13 protein-coding genes and 5 pseudogenes are annotated in these 15,530 nt (G+C 59.7%); 5 read left to right on the top strand and 13 right to left on the bottom strand.

Annotated features, from left to right (window positions below):
- Positions 1 to 734: 734 nt before the first annotated feature.
- The 10 genes and pseudogenes from SB772_RS31820 to SB772_RS31775 all read right to left on the bottom strand — a co-directional run.
- A pseudogene (locus tag SB772_RS31820) lies at positions 735 to 967 on the bottom strand (NIPSNAP family protein); the annotation flags it as partial.
- Between the two features lie 39 nt (positions 968 to 1,006).
- Positions 1,007 to 1,195: pseudogene (locus SB772_RS31815) on the bottom strand (IS6 family transposase); the annotation flags it as partial.
- Positions 1,196 to 1,262: 67 nt separating this feature from the next.
- Positions 1,263 to 2,006: a ribonuclease activity regulator RraA gene (locus SB772_RS31810; protein ID WP_410837116.1), complete on the bottom strand. Its 744-nt coding sequence runs from the start codon at positions 2,004 to 2,006 to the stop codon at positions 1,263 to 1,265.
- Between the two features lie 27 nt (positions 2,007 to 2,033).
- Positions 2,034 to 2,819: an SDR family oxidoreductase gene (locus SB772_RS31805; protein WP_410837115.1), complete on the bottom strand. Its 786-nt coding sequence runs from the start codon at positions 2,817 to 2,819 to the stop codon at positions 2,034 to 2,036.
- A 23-nt stretch (positions 2,820 to 2,842) separates the two neighbouring features.
- Positions 2,843 to 3,235, bottom strand: coding sequence for a RidA family protein (locus SB772_RS31800; RefSeq protein WP_410837114.1), 393 nt, complete (start codon positions 3,233 to 3,235; stop codon positions 2,843 to 2,845).
- A 61-nt stretch (positions 3,236 to 3,296) separates the two neighbouring features.
- On the bottom strand, positions 3,297 to 4,382 hold the full coding sequence (locus tag SB772_RS31795) for an alanine racemase (protein ID WP_410837113.1): 1,086 nt from the start codon (positions 4,380 to 4,382) through the stop codon (positions 3,297 to 3,299).
- A gap of 95 nt (positions 4,383 to 4,477) precedes the next feature.
- Positions 4,478 to 5,203, bottom strand: a complete 726-nt coding sequence (locus tag SB772_RS31790) for an amino acid ABC transporter ATP-binding protein (protein WP_410837112.1) — start codon at positions 5,201 to 5,203, stop codon at positions 4,478 to 4,480.
- The gene (locus SB772_RS31785; protein ID WP_410837111.1) at positions 5,181 to 5,918 is read right to left on the bottom strand and encodes an amino acid ABC transporter permease; all 738 of its coding nucleotides are present in this window, start codon (positions 5,916 to 5,918) and stop codon (positions 5,181 to 5,183) included. The genes SB772_RS31790 and SB772_RS31785 overlap by 23 nt, the downstream gene beginning before the upstream one ends.
- Before the next feature lie 3 nt (positions 5,919 to 5,921).
- The gene (locus SB772_RS31780; protein WP_410837110.1) at positions 5,922 to 6,620 is read right to left on the bottom strand and encodes an amino acid ABC transporter permease; all 699 of its coding nucleotides are present in this window, start codon (positions 6,618 to 6,620) and stop codon (positions 5,922 to 5,924) included.
- A gap of 33 nt (positions 6,621 to 6,653) precedes the next feature.
- Complete coding sequence (locus SB772_RS31775) at positions 6,654 to 7,478, bottom strand: ABC transporter substrate-binding protein (protein WP_410837109.1); 825 nt, start codon at positions 7,476 to 7,478, stop codon at positions 6,654 to 6,656.
- A 167-nt stretch (positions 7,479 to 7,645) separates the two neighbouring features.
- Here SB772_RS31775 and SB772_RS31770 point away from each other — a divergent pair, with 167 nt between their 5' ends.
- From SB772_RS31770 to SB772_RS31760, 3 genes and pseudogenes are all read left to right on the top strand, one after another.
- Entirely contained in the window at positions 7,646 to 8,593 is a 948-nt protein-coding gene (locus SB772_RS31770; RefSeq protein WP_410837108.1) for a LysR family transcriptional regulator, read from the top strand.
- Between the two features lie 2 nt (positions 8,594 to 8,595).
- On the top strand, positions 8,596 to 9,507 hold the full coding sequence (locus SB772_RS31765; protein ID WP_410837107.1) for a LysR family transcriptional regulator: 912 nt from the start codon (positions 8,596 to 8,598) through the stop codon (positions 9,505 to 9,507).
- 262 nt (positions 9,508 to 9,769) lie between these two features.
- Positions 9,770 to 10,117, top strand: a pseudogene (locus SB772_RS31760) (IS21 family transposase); the annotation flags it as partial.
- On the opposite strand, the pseudogene SB772_RS31755 reads toward SB772_RS31760, so the two are convergent.
- A pseudogene (locus SB772_RS31755) lies at positions 10,097 to 10,264 on the bottom strand (IS110 family transposase); the annotation flags it as partial. The pseudogenes SB772_RS31760 and SB772_RS31755 overlap by 21 nt on opposite strands.
- Positions 10,265 to 11,227: 963 nt before the next feature.
- Here SB772_RS31755 and SB772_RS31750 point away from each other — a divergent pair.
- Positions 11,228 to 12,550, top strand: coding sequence for a tyrosine-type recombinase/integrase (locus SB772_RS31750; RefSeq protein ID WP_410837106.1), 1,323 nt, complete (start codon positions 11,228 to 11,230; stop codon positions 12,548 to 12,550).
- A 228-nt stretch (positions 12,551 to 12,778) separates the two neighbouring features.
- Here SB772_RS31750 and SB772_RS31745 read toward each other — a convergent pair whose 3' ends face one another.
- Together SB772_RS31745 and SB772_RS31740 are read right to left on the bottom strand one after the other, a co-directional pair.
- Positions 12,779 to 13,138, bottom strand: a complete 360-nt coding sequence (locus tag SB772_RS31745; protein ID WP_410837105.1) for a hypothetical protein — start codon at positions 13,136 to 13,138, stop codon at positions 12,779 to 12,781.
- A 120-nt stretch (positions 13,139 to 13,258) separates the two neighbouring features.
- Positions 13,259 to 13,519 carry a hypothetical protein gene (locus SB772_RS31740; protein ID WP_410837104.1) on the bottom strand — a complete coding sequence of 87 codons (261 nt, stop codon included), beginning with the start codon at positions 13,517 to 13,519 and terminating at the stop codon, positions 13,259 to 13,261.
- 1,773 nt (positions 13,520 to 15,292) lie between these two features.
- Here SB772_RS31740 and SB772_RS31735 point away from each other — a divergent pair.
- Positions 15,293 to 15,530: pseudogene (locus SB772_RS31735) on the top strand (hypothetical protein); the annotation flags it as partial.

Here is a 15,530-nt window from a genome sequence, read left to right as displayed (position 1 = left end):
GGGTTTGTTGCGTCTGCGGTCTGACGCCGGCGATAAGAAACGGATAGCTGAACCGCCATGACGGCAGTCGGCGTGTATGGACATAGTTTTCCCCCGGTTCGCGTATTGCCTTTTTAGTGCTTGTGCTGCGGTATTGAATTTGCTTGATGCAGCGTCTTGATGGTCTGTAACATGCCGAGGCAATTAGCGGGCCATCCCTGATTTCCCAAGGCGAGCATTTGAGGCAGATGCGGCGGCGGTTTCTCCAACGCTCCACGCCGGCACAAACGGTTTCAATCCTGTAACGCTCCTGAGCGAAAGCGGCGGTGCCAAACCGGTCGACTTCGACGCTCCAACAATGCGTTTCTATTGCTGTGGGCGCGTGAGGGGGTGTTCATCAGCGACATTGTCGCGAGCGCCTAAAACGTTGCAAAAACGAGAATCAGGACGACGAATGCGCGGGGATAGCGTTGAACAGAACGATATGGGGGCCGCGCACTGGTTCGCAAAGTCGGTGGCGCAGGCCTATGCATGGCTTGGTTGAGCCAGGCAGAAACCGCCCAAGAAGAGACGGTCGACTGTGCTGCCCAGATCGTCGACACCCATTAGCGGGCTCCTCGCCGACACGGACCCGCAATGCTTGTTCGCCTGCTCACCGCATCCGACACACTATCGTTCCAATCTCTGTGGCAACCAAAGACCGGCGCGATCCGACGCTCGCCTGTCGACTAACAGCAAAACTCTCGAGCATCGGCTTATTCTGCGACACTATCCAGCGCGGCGGCACGAATGAGCCGTGTCTCCTGTGCCGTGATCAGATGACCCGATGCCTTGAGATAGGCCGGGAAATCCGGATGCGTATCGCGTGCAAGGCATCGTCGCTCGTAGTCTGCCAGATCGTCATACCCCACAGGTGGGTGAACTGGTTCTGCGGCCCGACCAGACTTGTCCAAAAGCCGAGCGGATGTCCAAGCGTCTCGAGCAGGATGGCTTTGTCGCGGTAAGAATCGAGGGGCGGGCGAGATCGCAACAGCTTGACGGCCCAGCGGTGCCCAGTCGAATGATCGACCGAAACGCCGCGCTCAGCCATCATGTCTTCGAGGTGCCGCAGGCTCAGCGGATAGGCCACGTACCAACACACGCAGGTCAGAATTACGTCGAGTGGATAATGCAGGCGTTTGAGCACTCGGGCCACTGCCGGATTCAACGTCTTCATCGAGCTTTCAGTTGTTCGCGTCGTTCCGCACATCATAACGGAGCGCCTTACTGCAACAGATCCGCGGTCACACATCTACCTTCGACGCACCACCCAAGGAACGATTCGCCGCTTCATAGCGAGTCCGGTTTACCTCATTCGGCGGATAGAGGCCTGGCAAAGCAGCGCCGTTTGCGACCTCGCTCATGATCCAGTTTTCCAGTCGCTCCTGTTCAACCGACGCGACAACAACCTCGTCAAGAAGCGCGGCCGGAATAAGCACAGCGCCATCCCGGTCGACCACGATTACGTCGTTTGGAAATACCGCGACGCCGCCACAGTCGATAGGTTCCTGCCAGCCGACAAACGTCAGGCCGGCCACTGAGGGTGGTGATGCGGTACCCTGACACCATACAGGAAGGCCGGTATTCAGCACGCCCGCAATATCCCGAACCACGCCGTCCGTGACAAGCGCTGCGACTCCGCGCTTGTGCATCCGTGCGCAGAGAATGTCGCCGAAGATTCCCGCATCGGTTACGCCCAGCGCGCCCACTACGGCAATACAGCCACCTGGCATCGCTTCAATCGCCGCACGGGTTGAAATGGGCGAGCCCCACGAAGCGGGGGTCGCAAGGTCTTCCCGGGCCGGCACGAAACGGAGTGTGAATGCACGGCCGACGAGCCGCGGCTGACCTTCCGCTATCGGTCGTGTGCCGCGAAGCCACACGTTGCGAAGACCATGCTTGAGCAGGACCGTCGTAAGCGTGGCCGTAGATACGCCCGAGAGGGCTGCAACGTTCTTTTCGTCGAGCGGAAGTGAGTCGATGGTCATGGTTTGGCGCTTCCCAGGAAAAAGTGATCAGATGCTGGCGATCAGGCCACCGTCGATCCGGACTGTCGAGCCAGTAATGTATGAAGCTCGAGGACTCGCAAGGAAGGTCACCACATCTGCGTACTCTTGCGGCTCGCCGTAGCGCCCCACCGGAATCGACCCGGTGCTCTCGGCAGCAACGTCCTCGACTGATCGTCCTTCGCGCCTGGCTTTGGCCTCGTCAAGGAAGCGTATGCGATCGGTGGCAATACGTCCGGGCAGCACGATGTTGCAGGTAACGCCATCGCGACCGACTTCCCGCGCCAGTGTTTTCGACCAGCCGACGAGAGACATGCGCAGTGCGTTCGACAGCCCGAGATTCGGTATAGGCGAGACAACACCCGATGAGGTGCTGGTGATCACCCTGCCGAAACCACGTTCGCGCATTCCCGGAAGCACCCGGTCGGTGATGGATACCACTGACAAGACCATGCTCTCGAAATGCTTGCGCCACAGTGCTGCATCCTGTCCATGCGCTGGCGTCGGCGGGGGGCCTCCGGTATTGTTCACCAATACGTCGATGGAGCCCAGTTCGTCCTCGATCCGTGCGACATGACTGTCCACGGTAGACATATCTCCAAGATCCCACTGAAGCGCAATGGCATGGGAGCCCGCCTCTCTCACTGCTTTTGCGGTCCTTTCGGCTGCCGCCAGATCAATATCGGCAACGGCAACGCGAACGCCCTCGGCCGCAAGCGTTCGCGAGATGACGCCACCAAGACCGCCACCACCGCCAAGCACGAGGGCGGTCTTATCTTTTAGCTGTAGGTCCATCGTCTTTCCCTGTGAGAAGCTGGTTAGCTATTTACTGCTGGGCGGAACGGCGCATCACCAGGTTCCGCAACAGCATCAATTTCGATACGCACGCCATTCAACGCGCACCCGATAGTGGTTCGTACGGGAGCAGCAGCGCCCATCACTTTGGCGTATACGGCGTTAAAGCGTGGGAATTCGCTGATGTCCGACAGATACGCCTGGATGCGAACAAGCCGGCTGAAATCAGTGCCGGCGTCTTCCAGGACAAAACGCAAATTGTTGAGCACCGCGGTCGTTTGCTCTTCGATCGTGGCGCCAATAATGTTTCGCTCAGGATCTCTCGGAACCTGACCTGCCACAAAAATCAGTCCGCCTGCGCGGCGCCATAGGCTGTAGTGACCGCCTGTGGACGGTTGCTTGCTCGATTCGGTCATGTGTGAAGTCTCAAGTTGGAAGGAGTATGAACAGGGTCCGCATGTACTCGCCCTTTGGCAGTCACCGCGTCAACGCGACAACAGAACGTTCGTTGCCGAGTTGATCGCGGTATTCCCACTGTCCGTCGAGAGATCGAACCAGCGCATTGCTGTACAGGTAGGCGGTGGTACACGTGTGCTCTGGGATCAGTAACAGCCTGTCGCCGGTGCGAAGTGCGTCGCTGCGGATCACGGTGTGCTCTTCGTTCATCATCACGATCTCGCCGGCACCGGCAAAACGCTCCCGCAGCGGTTTGTCCGGCGAGATCGCCTTGCTGCCGGCGTCCAGTGTCGACGTGCCATTGCGCGTTGAAACAACCGTTGTCAACACAAATCCGGCCGCAACCCAGTTGTGATGCGATAGCTCCCTCTGGTGCTGGGCGTTCGAATACACCCAGGTACCCGGCGACACGTACTGCATCACAGAGCGCGGCCACAGGTCGAACGTATAGCTGCATGCGCCGACGACGTCGACATCGATGCCGTCTCCGCGCAGGCTAGACTGCAGAACCTCCACCGTGCCGGCAAGTTTTTCCACTTCAGCTTTGCGCTCGTCATACGCCCCCCGGATGTGGCCGTCGTAAACATGCCACCCCGCAAGCCGACCAAGCCGCTCCACCCCACGCGCCAGTTCGAGCGCCGCCTCGTCCATCGTGAGGCCTGTGCGCCCCATCCCGGGATCGAGATCGATTCGCAGGCGAATCGAAGGCGAAGCGCCGTCGAGTAGCCGCGCCCATACGTCCAGTCCCTCGCGGGAATCGATCAGGCCCGTGAGTTCGGCCTTCGGAAATGCCCGGGCCAACTCGATGAAGCGGCCGATGTTTTGCGGATTGACGGTGGGAAACGCCCAGGTGACGCGTGTGGCGCCCGCGGTCAGCACCATTTCGACTTCGGCGAGAGTACTGGCTTTGAAAGCGAGGACGCCATTGGCCAGCAGCAACGAAACGAGCCACGCCGCGCGGTGAGTCTTCACGTGCGGCATCAGACGCTCAACTCCGCCGCACGCAAGTGCGGTGACCGCCAGATTGTGCAGAACGCGGTCTTCCATCACCACAAAGCAAGGTGTTGCGACCGCCGGCACCAAGTCCGCGGCAATTGGATTAATCATGTTGCTTCTTGTCATAGAGTCATAGTTCGGAGTGTCGGAGTCGCTTCACCGGCATGAATCTCGTCGGCGAGCGGCTTCACATCGATGATGCGTGGCTAGTGACGTAAGTCGGACAGGAATGCCTGCGCGCGCGGGTGCTGCGGCGATCGAAAGAACGTTTGCGGATCGGCTACCTCGAGAATCGCGCCGCGATCCATGAACCAGACGCTGTCGCTCACCTCGCGCGCGAATCCCATCTCGTGGGTCACGCACATCATCGTCATCCCATCTCTGGCAAGCGATTTCATGACGCTGAGCACTTCGCCAACCATCTCAGGATCAAGCGCGCTCGTCGGCTCGTCGAACAGCATCACCGGTGGCTCCATTGCCAACGCGCGCGCGATCGCAACGCGTTGCTGCTGTCCTCCAGACAACTGCTGCGGATAGGAGTTCGCCTTGCTGGCGAGACCCACGCGATCGAGGAGCGCCAATGCCTGTCGCTTCACATCCGCACGGTTTTTCCCTGCCGCCTTCATCGGCGCCAGGCACACGTTGTCGAGCGCAGACAGATGAGGAAACAGGTTGAACTGCTGAAACACGAAGCCGACACGGGTGCGAAACCGGTTCAGGTTCAACGACGCCTGATGGACGCTCGTTCCGTCGACCGTGATCCCGCCACCGTGAATCTCCTCGAGGCGGTTGACGGTACGGATCAGCGTGGACTTGCCTGATCCGGAAGGGCCGCACACGACCACCACCTCGCCTCGCTTCACCTCGGCGGTAACGTCGACGAGTGCTTGATACTCGCCGTACCACTTGTTAACTTTGGAGAATTGAATCATTGATGACACTCCTGAGTTTTTGCATCTTTCCTGAGGCACGCCGATGTGCGATGCGCCGTTCTATGACATGCGCGCATTGGGTGAGCGTGTAGCACACCACGAAGTAGGTCAAAGCGAGAATGAAGAAAACCTGAAATGGCTGTGTTAGAAGACTGGCGTTAATCTGCTGAGCCGAAAACGTCAGTTCCTGGACGCTGATCACATAACCTATCGATGTGTCCTTCACCGTCGATACGCATTGGCTGAGAATGCTCGGCAGCATGTTGTACAGCGCCTGCGGCAGAATCACGTGACGCATCGTCGCGCCGTAACTCATCCCGAGGGAGCGTGCGGACTCGGTCTGCCCTTTGGGCAAGGACTCGATGCCGGCACGGACAATCTCACTCAGGTAAGCCGCCTGATAAATCACCAGCGTGACGACCATGGTCGTGAATGCGCTCACCAGATGGCCGATCAGGCCCGGCACGAGGAAATAACTCCAGAACACCAGCATTACGAGCGGCACACCGCGCACGATATAGACGAGCACCGTCGAGGGCATGCTCAATACCTTGTAGGGCGAGACCCGGCATAATGCCAACAGCACGCCAAGCGGAAACGCTAAAGCGAGACCGAGCAGCGCGAGAATCAGCGTGAGCGTGAGACCGCCGACCGGTCCGTTCGGGTATTGGCCGAGCAGCAGGAAATGCGCGTTGTGGATGAGTATGTCGAGCATCGCTTATTTCGCCAGGATGCGGGTGCGGCGCGTGACCGCCGCGCCCACCCCCATCAGACCCAATGAAATGGCCAGGTAGATGACCGTTCCAACGAGATAGATTTCAAAGGTTTGAAAAGTCTGGTTCTCAATGTCGCGCACTGTGTATGTCAGCTCCGCAACGCCGATGGCCATCGCCAGACTGGTATTCTTGAAAAGCACCACCGTATGGTTGATGAACGGCGGCATTGCGATGCGAAAGCCTTGTGGCAGGATCACGTAACACATCGACTTCGGAAAGCTCAAACCCAGCGAGCGCGCAGCCTCAAGTTGACCTGACGATACCGCCCGCAGGCCACTTCTAATATCCTCCGAGAAGTACGCCGCCATGCACAGACCAATGGCAATCGACGCGAAGATGAATTCGCCCCCATGGGCGTTGATCCATCCTTGCGCGCTTTCCGGCAACAGCGTTGGGAACCCGAAATACCAGAGGAACAGTTGCGCGAGCATCGGCACGTTCTGATGGTAGGCAACGTAGCCGGCGACGATCCTCTCGATGAACGGGTTACCTATCGCACGCAACATCGCCAGCACCGTACCGAGCGCGACCGCTAGTACCCAGCTCGTCAGCGTGAGCAGCACGGTGTACTGAACTCCCCACATGAGATGCTTCAGATTCTGATCTGTGAAGATGCTCGAAAAGTTGAGATGCGTTAACATGAGTAATCCTCACCACACAAAACGGTATGGAGGTCAGCCCTTGATCGGCCCGATCCTGAAATCGCGATGCATCTGATAGATCGTATTGGGGCCGAGCCATTTGTCGAAAATCTGCTGGGCCTCGCCTGATTTTTCCATCCCGTCCAGCGCGTTATTCACCGCGTCGAGTAATGCCGGATCGCCCTTCTTGATACCGAGTCCCCAGTATTCGAGACCCACCGGCGGCGACAGCGCTCCAACAGTGGTGTCATGACCGAGTTTGGCGGCAAAGCGATGCATGATGGGTTCGGAGACGACAAACCCATTGACCTTGCCCTGCACCATGGCCAGGAAAGCGGATGGCGAGTCGTCATAGCTGACGAGCTGCACGCTCGGCATGACCTGACCCATGATTGCGATATTGCTGGAGCCTTTGATTGTACTGACGCGCTTGCCGTTGAGATCGTCCCGAGCTTTGAACGGGCCAGCGGTCTTCACTGCAATGACCTGCTTGGCGACGTAATACTGATGCGTGAATGTGAGCTGTTCGGCGCGCGCCGGCGAGTAGCCGAGCACCGCGGCGAGCACATCGACACGGCCTTGCAGCAGTTCCGGAATACGTGCCTCCATCGACACCACCTGCAACACGGGCTTGACGCCCAGAGCCTTGGCGACGCCCTTGCAGTAGTCGACGTCGTAACCGACGATCTCCCGTGATGCCGGATCCTGAAAGCCAAATGGCTCGAAGTTGGCCAGTACTCCGCACACCAGCGTTCCACGCGCCTTGATGTCCGCGAGCTGGTCTGCCTGTGCGGTACCCGCAAGCACGGCCAGGGTGAACCCCAGCAATGCCGCGATCAGTTTGTTAGACGATTTCATGCGATCTCCGTAGACAGGGTGTTTCAAAGCGCCGCGAGCTCTTGATGTGCTCGATCTGCATTGCAGGGGACTTGGAGGTCATATTCTTGGTGGAAAAAAATCCCAAACAAAGAGATATTTGCGCATACTTATCCATTCCAAAATGAGATTGATTGGAGAGGGACTACGTGGCACGCCAGATCACTTTTCTGCAACTCGAGGCACTGGTTGCAATCGCGGATATGGGTTCGTTCGAAGCGGCTGGGCGCAAACTCGGCAGCGTTCAGTCCGGCGTATCGCGCCACGTTCGCGAGCTGGAGAGTCAGTTCCCGAAACCGCTATTCGACCGCGGTTCGCGATCGGCACGGCTTACCGTCGACGGACTCGAAATACTGTCGCAGGCGCGCACGATTCTTCAGCAACGCGACGCCCTGTTAAGTCAGTATGCGAGCGAGAAAGTATTGCGGCGCTCGTTGAGGCTCGGCGTGACCGAGCTCGCGGCGCTAACCTGGTTACCTGGCTTCATTGATGCATTGCGTTCTACCTTTCCGCTGGTGGACGTCGAACTGGAGGTGGGTGGCGTCGCGGTGGAACTCTACGAAAAGCTCAGACAGGCGCAGCTGGATCTGGCCATCGTGCCCGACACGCCACGCTGGGCGGACATAGTGCGGTTCCCGCTCGCCAACGTGCGTAACGGCTGGTTCTGCAGTCCGACGTTCAGCCTCAAGCGGCGCAGGCTCGCCGTGTCGGAACTCGGCCAGTTGACGTTGCTGTCCCAGTCTGCCGACTCTGCGGTCGGACATGTCATGAGCAAATGGCTCGAGCGCAACGGTGTGCAACCGCGCAGCATCCTGACCTGCAACAACTTCGCGGCGCTTGGCGGCATGGCGAGCGCGGGTTTGGGTATCGCCTGTCTGCCAGACGCCATCTCCGGTGAACTCGTAACACTGGGTATGTTGCGTGCAGTCCATGTGACACCGGTGATGCCGCCGGTGCGCTATGTCGCCGTTGCGCGGCAAGACGCGCTGACACCGTTCCACCGCAAGGTCATTACCCTCGCGCGCGTGACGTGTAATTATGGAATGCGCTATCAGGACGCACGCGCACGCGAATCGCTCGTCAACGAGGCCAAATAACGATGCTGACCATCAAGCAGATCGAGACGTTCTACTGGGTAGCGAAGCTCGGCACCGTTCAGCGGGCGGCCGACAAGCTCCATATCACGCAGTCCGCGGCGACCAAGCGCCTGCAGGATGTCGAAGCGAAGTCCGCAGCACGTTTGTTCGAAGGGAGCGGCAAGAAAGCAAGGTTGTCCGCGAAAGGGCACGAGATGTTCACGCTGTGCGAAGGCTTGCTGGACAGCATTGAGCGACTCGAAGCGTATCAGGACGCCGACCGGCATATGGCCCGCGTGCTACACATCGGTCTGACCGAACTGGTTGCGTTGACGTGGTTCCCAACGTTCCTCCAGCAGATGCGCGGGCTTTTTCCAAATCTCATCCTGCAACCCCATGTCGACATGTCCGGGCCGCTGCAAGAGCGGGTGATCGATGGACGCCTCGACTTCGCGATTTTGCCCGAGGCAGAGCTGCCCGCATCAGTCGAGCGCGTAATGCTCGGGAACGCCCGCTTCGCCTGGTTCTGCCGTCCCGGTGCGTTCGACAGCAAGCGCACAGTGCGGCTGCACGAACTGGGCACCGCTCCGGTCATCGAGCAGATTCCCGCATCCATCATCACGATTCTGAGTTCCAGGAGTTTCGAAAGTGCGGGCGTCGACCCTGAGCGTATTTGCGGTGGCAACAATGCGGTGGTAGTAGGCGGCCTCGTGGCGGCCGGGGTTGGCGTGAGCTTGCTGCCGGTCGACCTTTTCAGGCAGCAAATCCAGAACCGGCTCATGCAGATCGTGATGACCAACCCTCCTGCACCGATGGTTCGCTACGACGCGATTTTCCTGAAGCAATCACATTCCGCGCTGGGGCACATGGTTGCCGACGTTGCACGGCGTTGCTGCGACTTCAGTTCAGGTGTGCAACAACCGACAGCGAGTTAGGGGCAACCCGCTGCATCCCGCCCGGGCACTGTCAACTCGCGGGCAGCTTGCCGCGGACGCGGGTGCCGCGCGTCAATCAGGATGAGAGTACTGGCGTGGCGTCAGCGGGGACGGGCGTAGCCCGGAACCGCTGCCGCCACGCCGCGCCGTTGAGGCTCCCGCAAATGAAGGGCTTTGTCGGTGGTCGCGGTGGATCGGATATCAACGAGCCTTCCATGCCAGGGAGACCGCGGTGCCCGGACGACACGTCAACGACCACCAGATGAGGCTTTACATGAAGCACAGACTCAAGGAAGGGCCGCCCAGTGCGGCTGCGCGCGCCGGGTTCAGCGTCGCCACGGCCTACCGCATCGAAGAGGATCCACGATTACCATCGCAGAAGAAGGCGCCGCGCGAGCGCCGACGCGCGGATCCGCTGGATGAGATCTTCGACGCTGAGATGATTTTCGACGCTGAGATAGTTCCGCTGCTGCAGTCCGCTCCGGGCATCCGGCCTGTTGCGGTACTAGAAGAGATGCTTCGGCGCCATCCGCATCTGTCGCGCGGCGTGCGCCGCACGCTGGAGCGATGCATCCGGGTCTTGCGGGCACTCCATGGCGAGGAACGTGATCAGCAGCGAACGCATCCGGTGCAATCCAAGCATCGCCTGCTGGTCTTCTGTCTTTGCCGCCACGGTTCGCATCCCCGGCTGCTGAACCGCCGTCCAGATAGCCCGCGCATCTGCCGCGTCGGTCTTGTTTGTCTGGACGATCGGCCGGCCGAATGCTCAACCTTCATTGCAGGGCCGAGCTGGCCGTCCAAGCGAACACGGAAATCGCGTCGCCAGAGCCAGGCAAACGAATCGCTTCGGTAGGCATCGTTGTGACGAGCGTCCCTAGCCTCAATGAGTCGCCGGTAATGAATGCCCTATTCAACTTTGGCCGTTGAAGACAACAACCCCAATCTGCGCCAATTTTGTTCTCTGAGCAAAAACCAAATCGGCTAGGGATTTGATGCACAGATCCGTCGTCGGACAACGAAGTGCCGCATCAGCCGCATCACCGCAGCTACGAGACCCTTTGGCGCGCTGCTGCCATTGTGGTCGCCTACGTCGACCGAACTCTCGAACTTTGGAATTTATGTCGCGGTACATATTAACGTGACGCTACGTTTGCCCGCCCCCGTTATGCCGCAAATGACGGAGTGGTTGACTTGGTAACCGTGCTGCGCCTACTCCGCAGGCATCATTCGTATCGTCGACCTACTTTGAGCCGCTGACCGACCCTCGCAAACAACCGCGTTGGCAGCGCGTTCAGTACAGCTCGCCGCAATGGGCGCACCTTTACGCCCGAGCAATCGCCCAAACTCCTACGCAACGAATGCGTACCGCCGAAAGTTCTGCCTTGTTCCCGCGAGAGCCGTCCATCGTGTGGCGGCAAACGTGGGGGCAAAATCCGCGCCAAACGAAAAAGGCCTTATGGACAAACATCCATAAGGCCTTGATTTCTTTGGTCGGGGCGAGAGGATTTGAACCTCCGACCACCTGCACCCCATAACGGTGTATGCACGTTCGCCGGCGTCCGCGAGCGTTCGGCATATCATGCAACCCATTGATTTGTATAACTTAAATGCGTTTTCGTCGTTCGCCAAAGTTCGCAAAATCATGGTGTGAGCCGGCGCATTTTCGGGTAGATTTCGGGTACGGGCGGCGCACGTCCGGATCCGGACCAGGGATACCAACATGACAAAACTGACCGTGCGGGATATCGAGGCCGCGATTGCGGCGCAGCGTGTGAGCGACGGCAAGCCACGCAAGCTGACCGCCGACACTGGATTGCGGCTGCGCATCGCCCCCACCGGCACTGCGGTCTGGTGCGTCCTCTACATGATCGAAGGACGTGAGCGCGAATACCGCCTGCCCGAGCCCTACGGGACTGGCAAAGGGTACTGCTCGTTGGCGACGGCGCGCGAGCGGGCTGCCGAGATCCGCGCGCTCGCACGCAGCGGTATCGACATCCAGAAACAGATCGAGGACGCCCGCGTAGCTGCGGCAGACGCGCAGCAGCGCGAGCGTGAAGCGCTGGCGGCACGCGAGCGGCGCCTGACCGTCCGGGCTCTCTTCGAGCGCTGGGCCGAGCTCGAACTCGCGGGCCGCAAGGACCGCGGCGCGGAAACGCGGCGCGGACTGGAAAAGGACGTGCTGCCATCAATCGGCAACCGGTACGCGGATGACATCAGGCGCCGCGACGTCATGGATATCCTCGACACGGTGAAAGCGCGTGGTGCCAATCGCCTTGCTAACCGACTGCTGTCTGAGCTGCGCCAGATGTTCGGCTTTGCGCTGGTGCGCGAGATCGTGCTGGTGGACCCGACCTTCGGCATCAAGAAACGCGACGTGGGCGGCAAGGAGACTGAGCGCGACCGGGTCCTGTCGGAAGACGAAATCCGCCTGCTGCCAGGCCGGCTTGCCGCCGCCAATCTGCTGGATTCCACAACTCACGCGGTGTGGGTCATGCTCTCGACCTGCTGCCGCATTGGTGAACTTACCGGAGCGGCGAAGACCGATATCGACCTCCGGGCCGGCGTCTGGGTTCTGCCCGAGACGAAGAACAGCAAGCCCCACACGATCTATCTCAGCGACTGTGCGAAGCGCCACCTGCAGGCATTACTGGCGTCGTCGGCCGATCCGGTGCGCCTCTTTCCGTCTCATCGGATTGAAGGCACCGTGACACCCAAATCGATCACCAAGCAATTGCATGATCGCCAACGTGGCAAGGAAAAGACCAATGGGACCAAGCTGACCAACGCCCTGATGCTGCCGGGCGGTAACTGGACGCCCCACGACCTGCGCCGTACCGGTGCCACGCTCATGGGAGAACTGGGCGTGCGTCCCGATGTCATCGAGAAGTGCCTAAACCACCTGGATGAGAACCGCATGAGGCGGGTGTACCAGCGCGCCGTCAAGAAAGAGGAGCAGATGGAGGCGTGGCGCAAGCTTGGCGATCGGCTCGATCTGCTCACGCGCGTGGACGCCCACAACGTGACGATCCTGAAATCCGCGTGACGGTATATTACGGATCCGCCCGCGCAAGCTCCGCGGTGAATCCACTGTCGTCAGGAGTGTGATCGACGCGATTGACGAGAGCAGGAGACGAACATCGCCTTGCGGCGTGCTCGCGACTGCTCGGGGGGCGTCAGGCTAAACGCATGTTATCTGGTGGGGCTCGCGGCGAACGCCACGAGCCGCCCCCTTCCCTCCATCTCGGCGACCTGGTTACCCACGACCTCCGCGTCAGGCGCGACGGGGCAAATCGCATGGAACCTCGTTGATGGGCGCATGGTATTTCTGCCAGCAGGCCTCAAGCGGCAGCACGAGATGCCCCTTTCTCACCCACCGCGCCCAATGGCCGAGCTCGCTCCAGACCAGACGCACCGTTTCCTGCGGCAGCCCCTGCTCGAAGACGGCACGAAGAATGACGTCGACGTGCCGCTGTGCGAGGTTCTCCGCCCGGCCCAGCTTGAATCCGCGTTCATACAGAATATCCGCCAAACGCGGCAGAACGTAGTGATGCACCTTATAGCTGTAGCTATCACGGTCGCCGTCAAACTGCCCAATCAGCAGGCGCAGTTGTCGTTTCAGATCACTACCCATTGGCCCTCCCGGCGCTGCAAAGAAACCACGGGCGCTAACCAGCGCCCGCGATCTCGGTTAGCAATTCAGTCCACTTCACACTTTCGGAGCCTGCACGGGTACGGGGCTCCCCGGCGTGGCCTAACGCCCCTTCCCGCCCACCGCCTTCACGCAGCGCGGAATTGACCCGAAATAGCCCTGCAGCGAGCGCCAATGCTCCAGCCGGGCGCACTGACGCACGTGCTCAAGCATGTCATACAGCGCACGGCACTCCTCAACGTCATCTGCAGTTACCTTGTCGAGACGCGCGCGGATCAGGTCCCAACCCGAGTAGCTCGTCGGCCGCTGAGGCAGCGAGGCGGCAATCGGCACTTCGACTGCATCATCCATCTTCTTTTCCATTCCGTTCTCCTGGTTTGTCTTCCCGCCTCGAATCGAAGGCGGTCAGGTCGCCCCAATCGGCGACCCACGGTGGCAAAGCCAACCGCACCCATCAATTAGGAATGCGATTGAACGTGTAGCGATCTCCTGCACGCGGCCATAAGGGGCGCTGCAGGATCCGCGCTTCGCCACTTCGAGGCGCGGGCAGGGCTAGCTACGAAACCCGTTGTAATGCAAATGGTGAATAAACCAGACACCAGCCAAGACTGGTATCAGGTGTCACTGCCTGACAAGTTCATGCGCTCGGCGTACAGTGGACACGCGAGCCTAGGCCGAAGCCAGTGCGCAGAGCTGAGACCTGGAGCTTGAGATTGATTGCCGCTGCTTCGCAGCCGACGGCACACGAAGCAGGGGGAGACTTTCTGGGAGAGTCGCGAATGAAACCCGAACAGAATTGACGACTTGAACGTCAAAATCTGCAGGCGGATCCCTACCGCATTTGAAACAGCATGCCGCACGCAGGGCGGCGTGATTCGAAAGCTATCACAGCTCCTGATCGGAGCGCAAGCGCTTTCGCTGCGACAGCGTAGTTCGTTGCCTTCTGAACCTGCTCCTTGTCACCAACGATCGCCGAGACAACCCCTGGGACCTTGGTATGGATACTCTCGCGGCTCTATGACCCGCGTCTTTGCGGTCGAGCCATCAAGCAACATGTCGTAGGGCGGAACGCTTTGCAACCAGTGCAGGAACGTCAGCGAACGCGCAAACAGCCGAGCCCACGGGTCCACCAGAATTGCCGTCTATGCATCGACCGTTGCGTGTGTCGCGGATATTCGCATCGTTTCCGCACTTCATAGCGGGACGCCTTACTTCAATACATCCGACAGCAGCTCACCAGGAGCGTTCAAAGCCCTTCTGCCTGCTGTCACACAGATGTCCCATAAATCAGCGTGAAAGTCCCCCATTGCAGCAGCAAGCTCTAGCTCTGCTCTAGCTCTCCTCTTACCTGATCGACTCCGATCCGCCCTGCTGCACTCAATTACTTACGGTCCGAAAGTGGCCCGCTCTGGGGTGGCGGCGCGCTTATGAGGCGTATTGGTGCCACGCGCCCTAACTTGCATCTCCGGAATTCCGTGTGATTCTGGACTTGCCCTCACACAGCATCAACGTGCGAGGCCAGCGGTCGGACGGCTTCCGTTTCCCAAACCGGATTACTCCGGTAAACCAACTTATTCAAGGATCCCCATGGGCAATCCGCAAAAGAATCTCTGGCAGGTATTCGTTGAGGAATGCAGACAGTGCTTTATTGAATACTTCTCGCCATTCATCCTCCTCGCGCGGTGGTTACGACGCCGCACGCGCAAGTGACATGTCAACGGCACAAGGGGATACCAGTTGGATACCACACGCTTCACCGCGGCCAACGGCCGCGAGGTCATCAAAGTTGTGACCGACTCGGGCGTCACCGGGTATATCGACGCAAGCATCCCGCCCGAAGCGATTGAAGCCTGGTACCGGCGACTGAGTGCCGACCTCAGGCACCCTATCGCGCACTCGCGACGCATGCTGCGGCAGAACCGGCGTCGCACAACCAGGCCGACGCGCAAATGTACGCGCCGTCGGCATCCGGCACCTCGTCAGTGGCTACCCAGACGAGGTCGCCCACTCATTGTGCTTCGCTAGTCCGCATCAACTTGCTTTCCCTCTGGTCCATGGGAACCTGGATCTGTTCCGCACGACGAGCCGTCGCGACGGGACCGACAGATCCAGTTCATTACCTACACGGAGCTTCACATGCAAAACGATCAGCAGCAACCGTCACTGTTTTCCTTCATCCATCCGGACCATGCGTGCCTCCCCCGTCCGGTCAGGGCATTCTGCAACATCCTTGCGACACTGATGTTCTTCGCGCCGGTTTTCATGTCCTGTACTTCGTGTCTTGGAATCCTGCTTGGCCTAGATGCTATGTGGGAGGGCAGCGACAGAAAGCCCGACTGGAGTAAAACGGGACTTGCACACTCGTTTTCTCCGA

Source organism: Paraburkholderia sp. SIMBA_030 (assembly GCF_046535245.1).
GTDB lineage: Bacteria > Pseudomonadota > Gammaproteobacteria > Burkholderiales > Burkholderiaceae > Paraburkholderia.
This window is presented reverse-complemented; position numbering and strand designations above follow the sequence as displayed.